The organism is Streptomyces sp. NPDC058525 (genome assembly GCF_042719495.1).
In the GTDB taxonomy this organism is placed as follows: Bacteria; Actinomycetota; Actinomycetes; order Streptomycetales; family Streptomycetaceae; genus Streptomyces.
Window position 1 is genome coordinate 1 of sequence record NZ_JBHXNP010000068.1, and the last position, 15,580, is coordinate 15,580.

Below are 15,580 nucleotides of genomic sequence, written 5' to 3' on the forward strand. Positions count from 1 at the left end.
GTGGCGCCCAGTTCCTTCTGGATCAGGCCCTCCTGGAGGCCGACCAGCGCGGTGGCGTGCGTCAGGTTCGGGAAGTACCCGATCCGGACCTCGGAGGCCGACAGCTTCTTGCCGCCGGCGGCCGCGACCTTCCTTTTGTCGTCTTCCTTCTTCGCTTCGGAGCCGTAGCCGCAGGCGGTGAGCAGCAGGGGAAGGGTCGCGACGACGGCGATGGTGCGCAGGGTGCTGAGCGGTCTTGCGGCAGACACGGAGGTGTCCTTTCACGGGATGGTGTTCGGAGAGGTACGGCGATGAGCGAGGCAGGGCCATCGGGGCACACGGGACCCGTTTCCGGCCGTCGACGGCGGGATCACGGTCGGCGGCGTACGGGTGCCGGGGGCTCGGGTGCCGGGGGCTCGGGGGCCTGGGGTGCGGACGTCGAGCCCGCACCGGCGCGCTGGACGGAACGCGGGCGAAACGGTCGGCCGAGGGTTCGCCCGGCCGACGGTGAACGGGGCGGTACGCGCCCGGCGGTGCGCTGCGCGTGGAGCCCGGCCCCGCGGAGGTGTCAGGCGGGCTGACAGATGGCGCTGGACGTACGGACCAGGTCGATGTGCCGGCGGGACGTCAGGGGAAGCATCCGGTTTGTGTGGTGCAGCGTGTGCACGGCCCCGCCCCTCCCCGAATTCCTAGTTTTCCTACCTGGTTGGTAGGCATATTGGCAGAGGCTGAGACTCGCCCCAAGGGGTTGACCACATGATGGACGCCGCAATCTCGGGATATGAGAAAGCACAGGTGGGGCAGGGGTCAGGGATTGGTCCAGGCGCCGGGCGTGTCGGTCAGCGCGGAGACGTCCGCGGGCAGCTCGGACGCCGCCACGTCGGCGAGGGTCACACCGTCGAGGATCTCGCGCACGTTGGCCCGGAGCGCGACCCACAGGGGGAGCAGCGACTGGGCGGGGCCGGTGTAGGACAGGTCCGGCGGGCGGACCCCGCGCACCGAGACGAGCGGTCCGTCCACGACGCGGATGACGTCCGCGATGCTGATGGACTCGGCCGGCTTGGCCAGCCGGTAGCCGCCGTTGCCGCCGCGCTGGCTGAGGACGAGACCGCCCCGGCGCATGTCGTTCAGGATGCCCTCGAGGAACTTGTGCGGAATGTCCTGGGCGTCGGCGATCGCTTCGGCCTTCAGGGGCCCGTCGTCCTGTGCGGCGGCAAGCTGTAGCGCGGCACGTACCGCATAGTCCGCCCTGGCTGAGATCCGCATACGGCCATTATCCCGTACGGCTCCGGCGCGCGTCCTTCGCGGGTGGGCCGGGGGCTGCCGGACGGGTGCGGGTGTCCGGCAGCCCCCGGCCCGGGTCGTGCATCCGCGCCCCGGGCCGTGCCCCGCGTCAGTGGAGGGCCGCGGCCACCGCGCGGTGGGAGCCGTTGAGGTAGTGCTCGCCGATGGAGCGCAGGCGGTGCGCGACGGGGCGGTGGGCGGTCAGGACGCGCGCGTTGCGCCAGAACCGGTCCAGGCCGGGCGCGTCGGCGAGTTCCAGCACCCGGGTGGTGATGTGCAGGGCGGCCTTCGACGTGACGGTCTCGGCCGTGGCGACCAGGGCGGCGACGCCCGCGGGCTCCTCGGGGTCGAGGTGCGCACCCGTGTCGAGGGCCCGGGCCATCACCTCCGTCGCCCGGTCGACCACGGCGGTGGCCGTCTGGGCGGCAGATGCGAGTTCCCCGTACGTCAGCAGCAGGTCCGGGTCCTCGCCGGGCGGCCGGTGGGCGCGGCCGCCCCGGCTCAGGTCGCGCGCTTCGGTGAGGGCGCCCTCGGCGATGCCGAGGCCGACGTGACACAGGGCGAGCCGGAGCGCCGGCTCGGCGAGCGCGGTGAAGGGTGCGGTCGCCTCCTCGTCGTGCGGCCGGCGGCCGAGCACCTGCGCGGGTGTGACCGCGACCCGGTCGAAGCCGACCTCGCCCGCGCCGGCGACGCGCTGCCCGAGGCGGTCGCGGGCGGGTTCGACGCTCACGCCCCGTGCGCCGGGCGGGATCCGTACGACCAGGACGTCGCCGGTCGCGGCGCAGACGGCGTCCACCACGATCTGGTCGGCGACGGCCACCGCCGTGTCCACGGACCGGTACCCGTTCAGCGCGTAGCCGGTGCTGCGCCGGCGCAGCACGAGGTCGAGCCCCTCGGTGTCGTCGTGGGGTGCGGGGGCGCGGACCGCGCCGGTCCACAGCCACTGCTCGCGCACCGACTCCTCTTCGAGGGCGGCCGCGTGGTGGTGGGGAGCGTAGAAGCGTCCGCTCCACGCGTGGACGTAGTGGCGCGCGAGGACGTCGCCGACGGAGCTGTCCGCCGCGGCGATCTCCCGTATGACGGCGCACGCGGTACGCCAGTCCGCCCCGCGGTCGGCCCCGGGCGGGGTGAGGGCTGCCAGCAGTCCGGCCTCGCGCAGCCTGGCCGTCTCGTCGGCGGGCGGGGCGCCGGCCAGGTCGCGGGCGATGGCGTCGGCGGCGAGGTCCTCCGCCACATCGCGAGCGGTGCGCAGGAGCCTGCGGCGCTGTGCGTCGGCGGGCCGGAGGGCGGTGATGCCCGGTGTCGTCGGCACGGGTGTCACCGACAGGTCCGGGTGCCGGCGCGTGGCGCGGGGGCTGGGCGGGCGGCGGTGCCAGGGGTGGTGGCGGTGGTCATGTCGACTACTCCGGAACGTTGTCGGGTGGCGTCGGCCGGGGGCGTGTCGACGGCATCAGTGTCTGGGCGGGCGGCACTTCACCGGATCCCCACCTTTCCCATCGGATTGATAGGGATACTCGCCCGTAGCGACCGTCCCGGCAAGAGCGTGACCGAATGCCGGACAGCGCGGTCTTGAAATGAAAGACGGTGTCTTCAAGGGCCGCCGGTCCGGCCCGTGGTGGCGGGGGCCGCGCCGGATCACTCGTCAGGGGGTGTGGCAGTTAGGGAAGTTGACCCGACGGGAGGTCAGTGGGCGGACCTTCGGGGCTTGGGTGGATCCCCGGGTCCACCCGGTGGGCGGGCCTCTGCTCCCGGCCATTTCCTATGCAATCAGTAGGGAAGTATTGACGAGCGCCCGCACCGCACTTCACGATATGTCCATGTCCCCGTCGCAGCCGTTGCTCGTACGCCGCAGGCACGTTGACTTCCGTCTCGTCGCCAGCGCCGTCTGCCGACCCTTCTAGGGCTTCTTCGACAGGGCATTTCCTCGACGTGCGCCGGCGTTCCGGCCGTCGCTTCCCGCTGTAGGCCGCGCCTTTCGCGACCCCGGCCCCTCCGGGCCGTACGGGTCCGCCCGGCGCGCGGCGCTCCGACCTTCCCGGTCGAGACCGTCACGGAGATCCCCTGACCCGTCGTGGCCGAAAACCCGGCATCCGTACCTCACTCCGAGCAGCCGAAGGGGCTCATCGTGACCACCGCAGTTCCCGCACCCGCCGCCCGCCGTTCCCCGGCCCCCCGTCTCCAGCTCGTCGGCGAGCGCCCGCCGGCCGTCTTCGCCGACCGGGCCGACGGCGGCCGCGTCGGCTACCTCGTGTTCCTGCCGGCGCACGTCGACCCCGTGGCCCTGATGGAAGCGCACGGAGTGCGCCCCGAGATCCATCCCCTCGAACCCGTGGCGCTCCCGGCCCGCGGACCGGAACCGGCACCGCGCGCCGAACCCGACCGGTCCGACGACGCCATACGCGTCGACCGCGAACGCCGGCTCGTCGAGGTCGACGGGCGCGAACTGGACCTCACGTACCTGGAGTTCGACCTCCTGGCCCACCTCGTGAGCAACCCGTACACGGTGCACACGCGCGATTCCCTCATCTCGGGCATCTGGGGTTACGGGCACATCGGCGACGGCCGTACCGTCGACGTTCACGTGGCCCGGCTGCGCCGCAAGCTCGGCCCCGCCCACCGCAACCGGATCTCCACCGTGCGCCGCGTCGGCTACAAGTACGTACCCGACTCCCAGTAGCCCCCGGCCCGCCGAGAGCACCCCCAGTACTGGATGCCCCGGTACTCCGCCACTCCGCCACGCCGAGCGTGGCGGGGTGCTTCGTCAGCCCTGCGTCCCCGCGCTCGCCGTGCCCGCGGGAGCGGTCCCGGGTCGCTGGTTGAACGGCAGCCGGCCGAGTACGACCGCCATGCCGCAGGTGTTGGTGAGCGCGGAGAACATCAGGCCGGCCGCGACCCCGGCGGACAGCAGCGCGAACGCCGGATGGACGAACTGGCCCAGGGCCAGGCCCAGCAGCACGATGCCGCCCGCGGTGAAGCGGACCTGGCGCTCCATGGCCCACACGGCCCGCGGCCGGCCGTCCGGGTACCGGAGCCCGTGACCCGCGGCGGCCCAGGCCGTGGTGCCGCCGGTCAGGGTCGAGGCGGAGATGCCGTGCGAGGCCAGCGTCCCGACGGCGTTGTCCGAGCGGGCGCCCGAGGCGCACACCAGCAGGAGCGGCCCCCGCCCGGCGGCTTGCCGCAGCTCCGGCAGCGCCCGCGCGACGCGGTCGAGCGGGATGTTGACGGCGTCCGGCAGGTGCCCGGAGGCGAACTCGGCCGGGGTACGGACATCGACGACGGTCAGCTCGTGGAGGCGGGACCGGGCCTCGCTGACGCTCAGTGCGGCGACGGAGTCACTCATGGCGGATCAGATCCTCGGCAGTGGTGGTGGGGGGGAGTGGGAGTGGGAGCGCGCGGGAGGCGTACCGGCCGGGCCTGCCGCTGACGGGCGGCGGCGGAGGCCGGGAGGTGGGGAGCTAGGGAGGCGGGGCCGGCTTAGGTGCGAACGGCAGCGGCGCGTGGCGCCACCTGTCACACGCCACGCGTCACCCGTCACCGGTCATGCGTCGGCCTAGGCGTTCGCGATGACCAGCAGCGTGCGTGCGGCGGCCGGGCCCGCCAGGCGACATCGGTGCGGGACCTCGCCCCGGTGGTGTGCGCTCTGCCCGGCGCGGAGCGTCAGCGGTTCCTCGCCCTCGACCTCGAGGACGATCTCGCCCTCCAGTACGTACAGGAAGTCCTCGCCGGGGTGCTCGAACCAGCCGCGCTCGCCCTGGCCGGGCTCGAAGTGGTGCTCGTAGGCCTCCATCAGCGTGCTGCGCCCGCCGGGGATGAGCACTTGGGCGATCTGCCCGGTGGCCTCGTTCACGCGGATCACCTGCGGGTCGCTCTCGTGGCTGACCGCACCCGGTCGCGCGGGCGGCCGCAGGAAGGTGCCCGGGGTGACGTCCAGCGCTTCCGCGATCCGGTAGATCGAGCTGAGGCTGGGCGTGGCGAGGCCGCGTTCGAGCTGGCTGAGGAACGGCTGGGAGAGCCCGGAGCGGGTGGCGAGGACGGCCATCGAGACGCCGCGCTGTTTGCGGCAGCTCCGGATCACCCGTCCGACCTCGATCGCCTCTGGCGTGGGTTCGGGTCGAGACACGCAGGCGAACGTACCTCATCACCGAACGGCGTCCGGAGGGCTCCGGAGAGGTTTCGCACTGCCGCAACACCGCCGTCATAAGCCTGGTCAATTATTGACCTCACTTATCGACGACCGAGGAACCGACCGAGGAACCGACCGAGGAGCCGCCCCGTGCACGCCACCCATTCACCGCCCGGCCGGGCCCTCAGCCGGCTCGGCCCGGCCCTGGCCGCGGCAGGTGCCGTGCTCGCGCTGTGGTCCCTGCTCGCCTGGGCCGGTGCGGTGGCCCCGGGGCTGCTGCCCACGCCCGGCGAGACCGCGACCGCGCTCGTGGACAGTGCCCGCAGCGGCCTCCTGGCCGCCGACCTCGGTGCCAGCCTGGCCCGTGCCGGGCAGGGTTTCGCACTGGGCGCCCTCGTCGGCAGCGCGCTCGGCTTCGCCACCGGCTATCTGCCGAGACTGTCCGCCGCCGTCACGCCGGTGGTCTCCTTCCTGCGGCCCATACCGGCCATCGCGCTGGTCCCGCTCGCGACCGCCTGGTTCGGCATCGGGGAGACCTCCAAGCGGCTGCTCATCGCGTACGCCGTCCTGCTCGCCGTCTGGCTGTACGTCCACGACGGGGTGTCCCGGGTGCCGGTGTCCCACCTGCGGGCGGCCAGGTCGCTGGGGGCGCCGCTGCACCGGCGGTTCACCGAGGTGCTGCTGCCCGCCGCCGCACCCGCGGTGCTCGCCGCGTTGAGGTACGGGGCCTCGGTGGCGCTGCTCGCCCTGGTGGCGGCGGAACTGGGCGGCGCGGACAGAGGGTTGGCGTACCGGCTCCAGGTCGACGGCCAGTTCCTGCGCGTGGACCGGATGTTCGCCGGGCTGCTCGTGCTCGGGCTGCTCGGCGTGGCCGTCGACCTCGTACTGGCCGCGGTCGGCCGCCGGTTCGTGCACTGGAGCGCCTCATGAGCCTGGGAGTACGACTGGAGGGGCTGTCGGTCCGCTACGGGGGCGCCCAGGTGCTGGAGCGCACCGATCTGAAGCTCCCGGCCGGCTCGTTCACGGCGCTGCTCGGGCCCAGCGGGTGCGGCAAGTCCACCGTCCTCAACGCGGTGGCCGGGTTCGTACAGCCCACCGAAGGGCGGGTGACGGCGGGTTCGGCTCCGGTGCGCGGGCCCGGCCCGGAACGGGGCGTGGTCTTCCAGCACTACGCGCTCTTCCCCTGGCGCACCGCCCGCGGCAACGTCGAGTTCGCCCTCAAGCGCCTGAGCCTGCCCCGTCCCGAACGCCGCCGCCGCGCCCTCGCGGCACTGGCCGAGGTGGGGCTCGCGGACGGCGCCGAGAAGTACCCGGCGCAGCTGTCCGGAGGCATGCAGCAACGCGTCGCGCTGGCCCGCGCCCTGGCCGCCGAACCCGAAGTGCTGCTGATGGACGAGCCGTTCGGGGCGCTCGACGCCCTGACCCGGACCCGGATGCAGACCCTGCTGCGGGAGCTGTGGCAGCGCCGCGGAACCACCGTCCTGTTCGTCACGCACGACATCGACGAGGCGCTGGCCCTCGCCGAGCGGGTCGTCGTCCTCGGCGGGAGCCCCGGGCGGGTGCTGGCCGACCACGCCGTGCCCGCCGGGGCGCCCGACCCGGACCTGCGCTCACTGATCGCCCGCCACCTCGGCTCCGGCTGAAGCCCTTCTCACCCCCATCTCTGCCCGAACCTCCGTCCCCGGAAGGACTCTCCATGCTCAGACCCCGTGCAGTGGTCGCCCTGTTGACGGCGGCCCTGCTCTGCGCGCTCACCTCGGCCTGCGCCGGCGGCCCCGGCGGCTCCGGCCCGGCGGGCGGCGGCCGTTCCGCCGTCTCCCTCGCCGGTTCCGACCACCTCGGCGGGGCGCCCGTCTACGTGGCGCAGGAGCGCGGACTGTGGTCCGCCGAGGGCATCGACGCCACCGTGACGACCCAGCCCAGCGGGCGGGACGCGCTGAACGCCGTGCTCGGCGGTCAGGCCCAGCTCGGTGTCGTGGGCGACCTGCCCGCGGTCACGGCCGCGCTGGGCGGGCGCGAGGTGCGGATCGTCGCCGACCTGTCCCGGTTCTCCGACTGGCGCCTGCTGACCCGCACCGACCGGCGGATCAGCGGCTTCGCCGCGCTGAAGGGCCGCAAGGTCGGAGTCCCGCAGGGCACGAACGTCGAGTACGCCCTGTCGCGGATGCTCGCCTCCGTCCAGCTGACGGCCGCGGACATCACCGTCGTGAACCTCGCCCCGAACCAGGTCACTTCGGCGCTGGCCCGGGGCGACATCGACGCCGGGGTCACCTTCCCCAGCTTCTACGACTCCGCCCGCACCACCCTGGGCGACCGCTACGCCGAGCTCCCCTTCGCCGGCTACACGGCCCGGACCCTGCTCGTCGCGGGCCCGAAGGCGACCGAGGAGACGATCACGGCCGTCCTCCGGGCACTGCTGAAGGCCCAGCGCGAGATCGCCACCGACCAGGCCGCCGCGCGCAAGGCCGTGCTCGCCCAGTCCAAGGGCGCCCTCCAGGCCGGATACGTGGACGCCTTCCAGCCCCGCTACGAGTACGGCGCGACCCTCTCGCCCGAGCTGCTGGCCCAGTTGGAGCAGGAGGCCGGCTGGGCGAAGGCCGCCCAGGGCCTGCCCGGCTCCGCCGACCGCGCGGCGCTGCTGGGCCATCTGCACCCCGCACCCCTGACGGCCGTCGACCCGGCCGCCGTCACCGTCCGCTGAGCCACACCCCGTACAGGAGATCCCCCGTGACCGTCGACCAGAACACCCTGCGCCGCCGCGGCGTCGGTCTCATCGCCCATGACCCCGCCCGCAGTTACGGCGGCTACACCCTCTACACGCCCATCACCAGCGCCGGCGAGATCCACCTCGTCGACATCGAGGGCCGGCCCGTCCACACCTGGAACTCGCCGCACCCGCCCGGCCGCCAGGCCCAGCTCCTCCCGGGCGGCAACCTCTTCTACGCGGCCAAGGACACCACCAGCCCGACCCTCTTCCCCATCTGGGACGTCTACCACGGCGGCATCTTCCAGGAACTGGCCCCCGACTCCACGGTGATCCGCGAGGTCAGACACCCCTTCCACCACCACGACGCCTCGCTGCTGCGCAACGGCAACCTCATCATCACCGTCGTCGAACCGCTGAACCCGGCCGACGCCGCCCGGATCCGCGGCGGCATCCCCGGCTCCGAGGCACCGGGCGGGGTGATCTACGGGGACGTCGTGTACGAGCTGACCTGGGACGGGGAGGAGGTATGGCGCTGGGCCGCCATCGACCACCTCGACCCCGAGGAGTTCCCGCTCAACCGGCACTTCGCCCGCGAGCACTGGCCCATGGCCAACACCGTCAACGAACGCGCCGACGGCTCGATCGTGGTGGGCTTCCGCAGCGCGTCCTCCGCCGTGGCCGTCGACCGCACCGACGGCTCGGTGCTCTGGCACATCGGCCCCGACGTCCTCGCGCAGCAGCACCATCCGCACGAGCTGGCGGGCGGGAACATCCTCGTCTTCGACAACGGCACCTACCGCGACACCACTTCGTTGCCGTACTCGCGGGTGCTGGAGCTCGACCCGCGCACGGGCAAGGAGGTGTGGTCGTACGAAGACAACCCGCCGCAGAACTTCTACAGCCCGTACATGTCCAGCGCGCAGCGGCTTCCCAACGGCAACACCTTCATCGCCGAGGGCTCCTTCGGGCGGCTCTTCGAGGTGACCCCCGGCGGTGACGTGGTCTGGGAGTTCGTGGTCCCGCAGTTCCGGTCGTTCGGCGAGGGGGTGGGCCTGGAGTCCTCGGCCGGCGCCCAGAACTCCGTCTTCCGCGCCCACCGGTACTCCGCCGACCAGCTCCCCTGGCTGTGAACGACAGCCCGTTTCATTTCACCGGAAGGCGTTGTGTGTACGGCGGATGAAATTGCCGCACGCTTCCGCGGATATCGATATCAGGACCGTTGACAGCCCTTCTCCGGGCTGCCTAGCTTACGCCGCAGATAACGACATCAGCGGCCTCTTCTGACCGGCATGACGGCTGCTTTTCGATTCTTCGATTTATCGAATGCTGCTGGAGTGCCCTTGACCACCGAATCACTCGTCCACACCGCGCCCCCGGGACCGCCGACGCCGGCGGAGCGGGTCCTCCGGCTCCGCCGGCCCGGACGGTGGATCGGCACCGTCATCGTGCTGGTGCTGCTCTCCCAGGCCGCCCACGGGCTGCTGACCAACCCCTTCTACCAGTGGGACCGGTTCGCGTACTGGTTCGTCCGCCCGGCCATCCTCGAGGGCCTGCTCATCACCCTCCAGGTCGCCGCGTACAGCGCCGTCCTCGGCCTCGCGGGCGGCATCCTGCTCGCCCTCGGCAGGCTCTCCGCGAACCCCGTACTGCGGTCGGTGAGCTGGACGTACATCTGGCTGCTGCGCTCGGTGCCGCTGATCGTGGTCCTGCTGTTCCTCTACAACCTCAGCGCCCTCTACCCCACCCTGAGCATCGGGGTGCCCTTCGGCCCCGCCTTCTTCACCTTCGACGAGTCGCGGCTGGCCACCGACATAGTTGTCGCGGTCGTCGGACTGAGCCTGTGCGAAGCGGCGTACGCGGCCGAAGTGGTCCGGGCGGGGCTGCTCTCCGTCGACCAGGGCCAGCACGAGGCGGCGGCCGCGCTGGGACTGCCCAAGCGGTACCAGTTCGCCCGGATCGTCTTTCCCCAGGCGCTGCGCTCCATCGTCCCCGCCTACGTCAACCAGCTGGTCGGGCTGGTCAAGGCCACCTCGCTGGTCTTCTACGTATCGCTGCTCGACCTGTTCGGCACCGTGCAGAGCCTCGGCAGCACCTACTCCGGCGACGTGGTGCCGCTGCTGATGGTGGCCACCTTCTGGTACGTGGTCCTCACCAGCGTCCTCTCGGTCGTCCAGTTCTACGTCGAGCGGTACTACGCCCGCGGCGCGCTGCGCACCCTGCCGCCCACCCCTCTGCAGCGGGCCCGGACGGGCCTGCGCGATCTCCGGGACCGCTTCCGGAAGGAGACGGCGCGATGACCACCGCCACGCCCACGCGGGCCGCCGCGATCGAGGTCCACGACGTGCACAAGTGGTACGGCCGGCAGCAGGTGCTGGACGGGGTGAGCCTCACCCTCCGGCCGGGCACGGTCACCGCGATCCTGGGCCCCTCCGGCTCCGGCAAGTCCACCCTGCTGCGGGTCGTCAACCACCTGGAGAAGCCCGAGTCCGGCTACGTCAGCGTGGGCGGCGAGCTGATCGGCGTACAGCGGCACGGCGGGCGGCTGAAGGAGCTGAGCGAGCGCGCGATCCTCGCCCAGCGCGGGCGGATCGGCTTCGTCTTCCAGAACTTCAACCTCTTCCCGCACCTGACAGTGCTCGACAACGTCGCGGCGGCCCCGGTCGCCACCGGTAGCATGCCGCGCCCGCAGGCCAGGGCCAGGGCGCGCGAACTCCTGGAGCGCGTCGGGCTCGGCGACCGGACCGGCGCCTATCCGCGGCAGCTGTCCGGAGGCCAGCAGCAGCGCGTGGCGGGGGCGGGCGGGGACACGGTCACCGTCGGCGCCGTGTCCAACGGCGCCGCCGGGCAGACCGAGCTGACCGTCCCCGCCGTGGAGGCCCTGCGGGCGCAGCTGCCCGCCGCCGTCCGCGAACGCGGCGAGCTCGTCATCGGCGTGGGCGCGCTGCCCGCCGGCTTCCCGCCGCTGGCGTACGTCGGCACCGACCAGAAGACCCTGACCGGGGCGGAGCCGGACCTCGGCCGGCTGGTGGCCGCCGCGCTCGGGCTCAAGCCGGTGGTGAAGAACTCCACCTGGGAGAACCTCTTCGTCGGCATCGACAGCGGCAAGGTGGACGTGGCCTTCACGAACGTCACCGTCACGGAGGAGCGCAAGAAGAAGTACGAGTTCGCCTCCTACCGGCAGGACAACCTGGCCTTCGAGACGTTGAAGGACAACCCCTGGAACTTCGGCGGCGACTACCGCAACCTCGCGGGCAAGACGGTCGCGGTCAGCTCGGGCACCAACCAGGAGAAGATCCTGCTGGAGTGGCAGAAGAAGCTCCAGGCCGAGGGCAAGGACATCACCGTCAAGTACTTCCCCGACGCCAACAGCACCTACCTGGCCCTGAGCGGCAAGAAGATCGACCTCAGCTTCGGCCCGAACCCGTCCATCGCCTACCACATCACCCAGACGGCGAGCAGCAACGCGCCGACCCGCAACGCGGGCTCCTTCTCCGGTGCCGGCGAGTCGCTCCAGGGCCTGATCGCCGCGACCGCGAAGAAGGACAGCGGGCTCGCCAAGCCGGTGGCGGAGGCGATCAACCACCTGGTCAAGAACGGCCAGTACGCGCAGCTGCTCGATGCCTGGAACCTGTCCAACGAGGCCGTCACCACCTCGGAGGTCGACCCGCCGGGCCTGCCGGTGACCAACTCCTGAATCCCCGGCCCCCGGGCCGCGCCACGGACGGAGAGCCCGCCCCATGAGCACGAACACCACTTCCGGTACGACGGCGAGCCTGAGCCCGCGTACAGGCACGAGGAGGAGTACGAGTACGAGTACGAGTGCGGGTGCGGGCGCGGGCCCGGGCACCGTGGTGTCCCCGCACATCCTCGACAACCCCGTCTGGGCCTCGCTGTCCGGCCCGCACGCCTCCTTCGCCGAGCGGACGGCCCGGACCGGGACGGGCCCCTCAGCCGCCGGCGCCGCCCGCTACCCGTCGGACGTCTCGCCGTTCGCCGCCCTCGCGGACCCGGCCGACCCGGACTCCTGGGCCGAGCTGCACGGGCTGATCGGCGACGGCGGGACCGCCGGGCTGGCGGGCGGGCTGACCCCGCCCGCCGATTGGGAGACCGTCGCGTCGCTCCACGGCGTCCAGCTGGTCGACACCGCGCTGCGTGCCGAACCCGCTCCCGAGGCGGTCTGGCTCGGCCCCCGCGACGTACCCGAGATCCTCGCCCTGATCGAGCTCACGAAGCCCGGCCCGTTCCTCGCCCGGACCGTCGAGCTGGGCACGTACCTCGGCATCCGGCACCGGGGCCGGCTGATCGCGATGGCCGGCGAGCGGCTGCGGCCGCCCGGCTGGACCGAGATCAGCGCGGTGTGCACCCATCCCGACCACCAGGGCAGGGGACTGGCCACCCGGCTGGTCCGCGCCGTCGCCGCGGGCATCCGGGAGCGCGGCGACGTCCCGTTCCTGCACACCGCCGCGAGCAACACGACGGCGATCCGGCTGTACGAGTCGATCGGCTTCACCCTGCGCAGCCGTCCGTCCTTCCTGGCCGTCCGGGCGCCCGGCAATACCGCTGCCAACTGCTCTTAATATTTCGGTCCTTGTATGGCACCACTATCGGGCGTAGCGTTTCGAGGAGACATTGGCGACGGGCCTCTTCTCCCTTCCCCGCCCCCTCTCCTGCGCCCTCACATTCGCGACGCACATCGGCCTCCTTTTCGTACGGCCGATCAGGAAGGCGTAATTCGACGTGTCCACATCCCCGCCCGCATTCCCGCCCGCTTCAGCATCCGCATCCGCATCCGCATCCACATTCACATTCACATTCACATCGGAGTCTTCCGACTCCCTGCACCTGGCCGTCGCCCTCGACGGCGCCGGCTGGCACCCCGCCGCCTGGCGCGAGCCGGGTGCGCGGCCCGGGGAGCTGTTCACGGCCCGGCACTGGGCCGCCGCCGTGGCCGTGGCCGAAGCCGGACTGCTCGACTTCGTCACCTTCGAGGACGCCCTCTCCGTCCAGTCGTCCTCGGCCGAAGGGCCCGACGGGCGCACGGACCAGGTCCGGGGGAGGCTCGACGCGGTGCTCACCGCCGCCCGCGTCGCACCGCTGACCCGGCACATCGGCCTGGTCCCCGCCGTGACGGCCACCCACACCGAGCCCTTCCACATATCCAAGGCGATCGCCACTCTCGACCACGTCAGCCGCGGCCGTGCGGGGTTGCGCATCCAGGTGTCCCAACTGGAGTACGAGGAGCGGCACTTCGGCCGCCGGGCGGCCCCGCTCTCCGATGCGGAGGCCCATGAGGAGGCAGCCGACCACGTCGAGGTGATCCGGCGGCTGTGGGACAGTTGGGGCGACGACGCCGAGATCCGGGACGTGGCCACGGGCCGGTTCGTCGACCGCGACAAGCTGCACTACATCGACTTCGAGGGCCGTCACTTCAGCGTCAGGGGACCGTCGATCACCCCCCGCCCGCCGCAGGGACAGCCCCTGGTCACCGCGGCGTACACCGCCGGTGCCCCCGGCGACCGCAGCGCCGCCCACGGCCTCGTCGCCCGGTCCGCGGATGTCGGGTACATCGCCGCGCGCGACGCCGAAGCGGTCCGCGCCGCGGCCGGGGAGATCCGCCGGGCCCGGGAATCGGCCGGGGCCGACGAGCGGGCGCAGCCGCTGCACCTCTTCGCGGACCTCACCGTCTTCCTGGACGAGGACGCCCCGGCGGCCGCAGCGCGCAAGGAACGCCTCGACGCGCTCGCGGGCGCCCCGTACGCCAGTGACGCGGCGATCTTCACCGGGACCTCCGCGCAACTGGCGGACCTGCTCCAGGACTGGCGGACGGCCGGCCTGTCGGGCTTCCGGCTGCGGCCGGGCGCACTCGCCCACGACCTGCCCGCGATCACCCGGGGGCTGGTGCCGGAGCTCCAGCGGCGCGGGGTGTTCCGCCGCGCCTACGAGGCGGACACCCTGCGCGGACTGCTGGGCCTGGAGCGCCCGGCCGGCCGCTACGCCGCACGGTCGGCCGACCGCGCCGCCGACCACTCCGCCGCCTGATCCCGGACCCGGAAGGACCCAACATGAGCAGCGAGCCGCTCAAGCAGATCCATCTCGCGGCCCACTTCCCCGGAGTCAACAACACCACCGTGTGGAGCGACCCGGCGGCGGGCAGCCACATCGACTTCGACTCGTTCGTCCACTTCGCGCGGACCGCCGAACGCGCCAAGTTCGACTTCCTGTTCCTCGCCGAGGGGCTGCGACTGCGCGAACAGGGCGGAAAGATCTACGACTTGGACGTCGTCGGCCGTCCCGACACCTTCACGGTGCTCGCCGCCCTGGCGGCCGTCACCGAACGCCTCGGGCTGACCGGAACGATCAACTCGACCTTCAACGAACCGTATGAGGTGGCCCGCCAGTTCGCCTCGCTGGACCACCTGTCCGAGGGCCGGGCCGCCTGGAACGTCGTCACCTCCTGGGACGCTTTCACCGGCGAGAACTTCCGGCGCGGCGGGTTCCTGCCCCGGGAGGACCGCTACTCCCGTGCGCGGGAGTTCCTGGCCACCGCGACGGAGCTGTTCGACTCGTGGGACGGCTCCGAGATCCTCGCCGACCCCGAGTCGGGCGTGTTCCTGCGGGACGCGCGGCCCGGGGCCTTCGCCCACCAGGGGCAGCACTTCGACATCGAAGGGCACTTCAACGTGCCGCGCAGCCCGCAGGGCCGGCCCGTGATCTTCCAGGCCGGGGACTCCGACGAGGGCCGTGAGTTCGCCGCCTCCAGTGCCGACGCGATCTTCGGCCGGTACGGGACGCTCGACGAGGGGCGGGCGTTCTACTCCGACGTCAAGCGCCGCCTTCCCGCGTACGGGCGGACCCCCGACCAGCTGAAGATCCTGCCCGCGGCCACCTTCGTACTCGGCGACACCGACGCCGAGGCCCACGAGATCGCGCACGAGGTCCGCCGCCTCCAGGTCAGCGGACAGACCGCGATCAAGTACCTGGAACACGTCTGGAACCGGGACCTGTCCGCCTACGACCCGGACGGCCCGCTGCCCGCCGTCGACCCGGTGGTCGGGGAGAACACCATCGCCCTCGGCCGGGCCGGCGTCCGCCAGTTCCGCGACCCGCTCGACACCGCCCGCCAGTGGCGCGAGCTCGCCGAGGCCAAGAAGCTGTCGATCCGCGAACTCGTCATCGCGACCACCTCCGGCCAGACCTTCGTCGGCTCCGCCGCCACGGTCGCCGAGTCGATCAACGGCCTGGTGCAGGCCGACGCGGCCGACGGGTTCATCCTCGTCCCGCACATCACGCCCGGCGGCCTGGACGGATTCGCGGACACCGTCGTCCCGCTGCTCCAGGAGCGCGGCGTCTTCCGCACCGAGTACGAGGGCACCACCCTGCGCGACCACCTCGGGCTCTCCGTGCCCGGCCCCGCCCGGCCGCCGAACGGCCCGGCGCCGCGCGCCGGGATCCCCGAGCCCGCCTCTCCCGACCTGTAAGGAGCCCCC

Annotated in this window: 15 protein-coding genes and 1 pseudogene; 10 read left to right on the forward strand and 6 right to left on the reverse strand. The window is 72.5% G+C overall.

What is annotated here, in order from left to right; all coding sequences use genetic code 11:
* The 4 genes and pseudogenes from ACFWP3_RS27500 to ACFWP3_RS27515 all read right to left on the reverse strand — a co-directional run.
* A pseudogene (locus ACFWP3_RS27500) lies at positions 1–248 on the reverse strand (sulfate ABC transporter substrate-binding protein); the annotation flags it as partial.
* A gap of 299 nt (positions 249–547) precedes the next feature.
* Positions 548–619: a putative leader peptide gene (locus ACFWP3_RS27505; protein WP_362306379.1), complete on the reverse strand. Its 72-nt coding sequence runs from the start codon at positions 617–619 to the stop codon at positions 548–550.
* A gap of 167 nt (positions 620–786) precedes the next feature.
* Positions 787–1,245, reverse strand: coding sequence for an RrF2 family transcriptional regulator (locus ACFWP3_RS27510; protein ID WP_384226089.1), 459 nt, complete (start codon positions 1,243–1,245; stop codon positions 787–789).
* 127 nt (positions 1,246–1,372) lie between these two features.
* A complete protein-coding gene (locus tag ACFWP3_RS27515) occupies positions 1,373–2,575 on the reverse strand; it encodes an acyl-CoA dehydrogenase (RefSeq protein ID WP_384226091.1) in 1,203 nt (400 codons plus the stop codon).
* An 813-nt stretch (positions 2,576–3,388) separates the two neighbouring features.
* On the opposite strand from ACFWP3_RS27515, the gene ACFWP3_RS27520 reads away from it, so the two are divergent.
* Complete coding sequence (locus ACFWP3_RS27520) at positions 3,389–3,940, forward strand: winged helix-turn-helix domain-containing protein (protein WP_384226093.1); 552 nt, start codon at positions 3,389–3,391, stop codon at positions 3,938–3,940.
* Between the two features lie 84 nt (positions 3,941–4,024).
* Here the strand turns inward: ACFWP3_RS27520 and ACFWP3_RS27525 are convergent, their stop codons facing one another.
* Both ACFWP3_RS27525 and ACFWP3_RS27530 read right to left on the reverse strand, forming a co-directional pair.
* Positions 4,025–4,603 (reverse strand): rhodanese-like domain-containing protein, encoded by a 579-nt coding sequence (locus tag ACFWP3_RS27525; RefSeq protein WP_384226095.1) that lies wholly within the window; start codon positions 4,601–4,603, stop codon positions 4,025–4,027.
* Positions 4,604–4,813: 210 nt separating this feature from the next.
* On the reverse strand, positions 4,814–5,383 hold the full coding sequence (locus tag ACFWP3_RS27530; protein ID WP_384226097.1) for a helix-turn-helix domain-containing protein: 570 nt from the start codon (positions 5,381–5,383) through the stop codon (positions 4,814–4,816).
* A 153-nt stretch (positions 5,384–5,536) separates the two neighbouring features.
* On the opposite strand from ACFWP3_RS27530, the gene ACFWP3_RS27535 reads away from it, so the two are divergent.
* The 9 genes from ACFWP3_RS27535 to ACFWP3_RS27575 all read left to right on the forward strand — a co-directional run bounded on the left by ACFWP3_RS27535 (position 5,537) and on the right by ACFWP3_RS27575 (position 15,571).
* The gene (locus tag ACFWP3_RS27535; protein ID WP_384226099.1) at positions 5,537–6,316 is read left to right on the forward strand and encodes an ABC transporter permease; all 780 of its coding nucleotides are present in this window, start codon (positions 5,537–5,539) and stop codon (positions 6,314–6,316) included.
* Complete coding sequence (locus ACFWP3_RS27540) at positions 6,313–7,029, forward strand: ABC transporter ATP-binding protein (RefSeq protein WP_384226102.1); 717 nt, start codon at positions 6,313–6,315, stop codon at positions 7,027–7,029. Before ACFWP3_RS27535 ends, ACFWP3_RS27540 begins: the two co-directional genes overlap by 4 nt.
* A gap of 53 nt (positions 7,030–7,082) precedes the next feature.
* A complete protein-coding gene (locus ACFWP3_RS27545) occupies positions 7,083–8,087 on the forward strand; it encodes an ABC transporter substrate-binding protein (protein ID WP_384226104.1) in 1,005 nt (334 codons plus the stop codon).
* A 26-nt stretch (positions 8,088–8,113) separates the two neighbouring features.
* The gene (locus ACFWP3_RS27550) at positions 8,114–9,223 is read left to right on the forward strand and encodes an aryl-sulfate sulfotransferase (protein WP_384226106.1); all 1,110 of its coding nucleotides are present in this window, start codon (positions 8,114–8,116) and stop codon (positions 9,221–9,223) included.
* A gap of 159 nt (positions 9,224–9,382) precedes the next feature.
* Complete coding sequence (locus tag ACFWP3_RS27555; RefSeq protein WP_384226109.1) at positions 9,383–10,390, forward strand: amino acid ABC transporter permease; 1,008 nt, start codon at positions 9,383–9,385, stop codon at positions 10,388–10,390.
* On the forward strand, positions 10,387–11,787 hold the full coding sequence (locus tag ACFWP3_RS27560) for an ATP-binding cassette domain-containing protein (RefSeq protein WP_384226111.1): 1,401 nt from the start codon (positions 10,387–10,389) through the stop codon (positions 11,785–11,787). The genes ACFWP3_RS27555 and ACFWP3_RS27560 overlap by 4 nt, the downstream gene beginning before the upstream one ends.
* A 43-nt stretch (positions 11,788–11,830) precedes the next feature.
* Entirely contained in the window at positions 11,831–12,670 is an 840-nt protein-coding gene (locus ACFWP3_RS27565) for a GNAT family N-acetyltransferase (RefSeq protein ID WP_384226114.1), read from the forward strand.
* Between the two features lie 259 nt (positions 12,671–12,929).
* Positions 12,930–14,132, forward strand: coding sequence for an LLM class flavin-dependent oxidoreductase (locus tag ACFWP3_RS27570; RefSeq protein WP_384226191.1), 1,203 nt, complete (start codon positions 12,930–12,932; stop codon positions 14,130–14,132).
* A 23-nt stretch (positions 14,133–14,155) separates the two neighbouring features.
* On the forward strand, positions 14,156–15,571 hold the full coding sequence (locus tag ACFWP3_RS27575; RefSeq protein ID WP_384226117.1) for an NtaA/DmoA family FMN-dependent monooxygenase: 1,416 nt from the start codon (positions 14,156–14,158) through the stop codon (positions 15,569–15,571).
* Positions 15,572–15,580: the final 9 nt, after the last annotated feature.

Coding starts and splice junctions, on each gene's coding strand:
- ACFWP3_RS27545 (WP_384226104.1), top strand. CDS start 7,083: ATGCTCAGACCCCGTGCAGTGGTCGCCCTGTTGACGGCGGCCCTGCTC.
- ACFWP3_RS27575 (WP_384226117.1), top strand. CDS start 14,156: ATGAGCAGCGAGCCGCTCAAGCAGATCCATCTCGCGGCCCACTTCCCC.
- ACFWP3_RS27555 (WP_384226109.1), top strand. CDS start 9,383: ATGACGGCTGCTTTTCGATTCTTCGATTTATCGAATGCTGCTGGAGTG.
- ACFWP3_RS27565 (WP_384226114.1), top strand. CDS start 11,831: ATGAGCACGAACACCACTTCCGGTACGACGGCGAGCCTGAGCCCGCGT.
- ACFWP3_RS27525 (WP_384226095.1), bottom strand. CDS start 4,603: ATGAGTGACTCCGTCGCCGCACTGAGCGTCAGCGAGGCCCGGTCCCGC.
- ACFWP3_RS27510 (WP_384226089.1), bottom strand. CDS start 1,245: ATGCGGATCTCAGCCAGGGCGGACTATGCGGTACGTGCCGCGCTACAG.
- ACFWP3_RS27560 (WP_384226111.1), top strand. CDS start 10,387: ATGACCACCGCCACGCCCACGCGGGCCGCCGCGATCGAGGTCCACGAC.
- ACFWP3_RS27540 (WP_384226102.1), top strand. CDS start 6,313: ATGAGCCTGGGAGTACGACTGGAGGGGCTGTCGGTCCGCTACGGGGGC.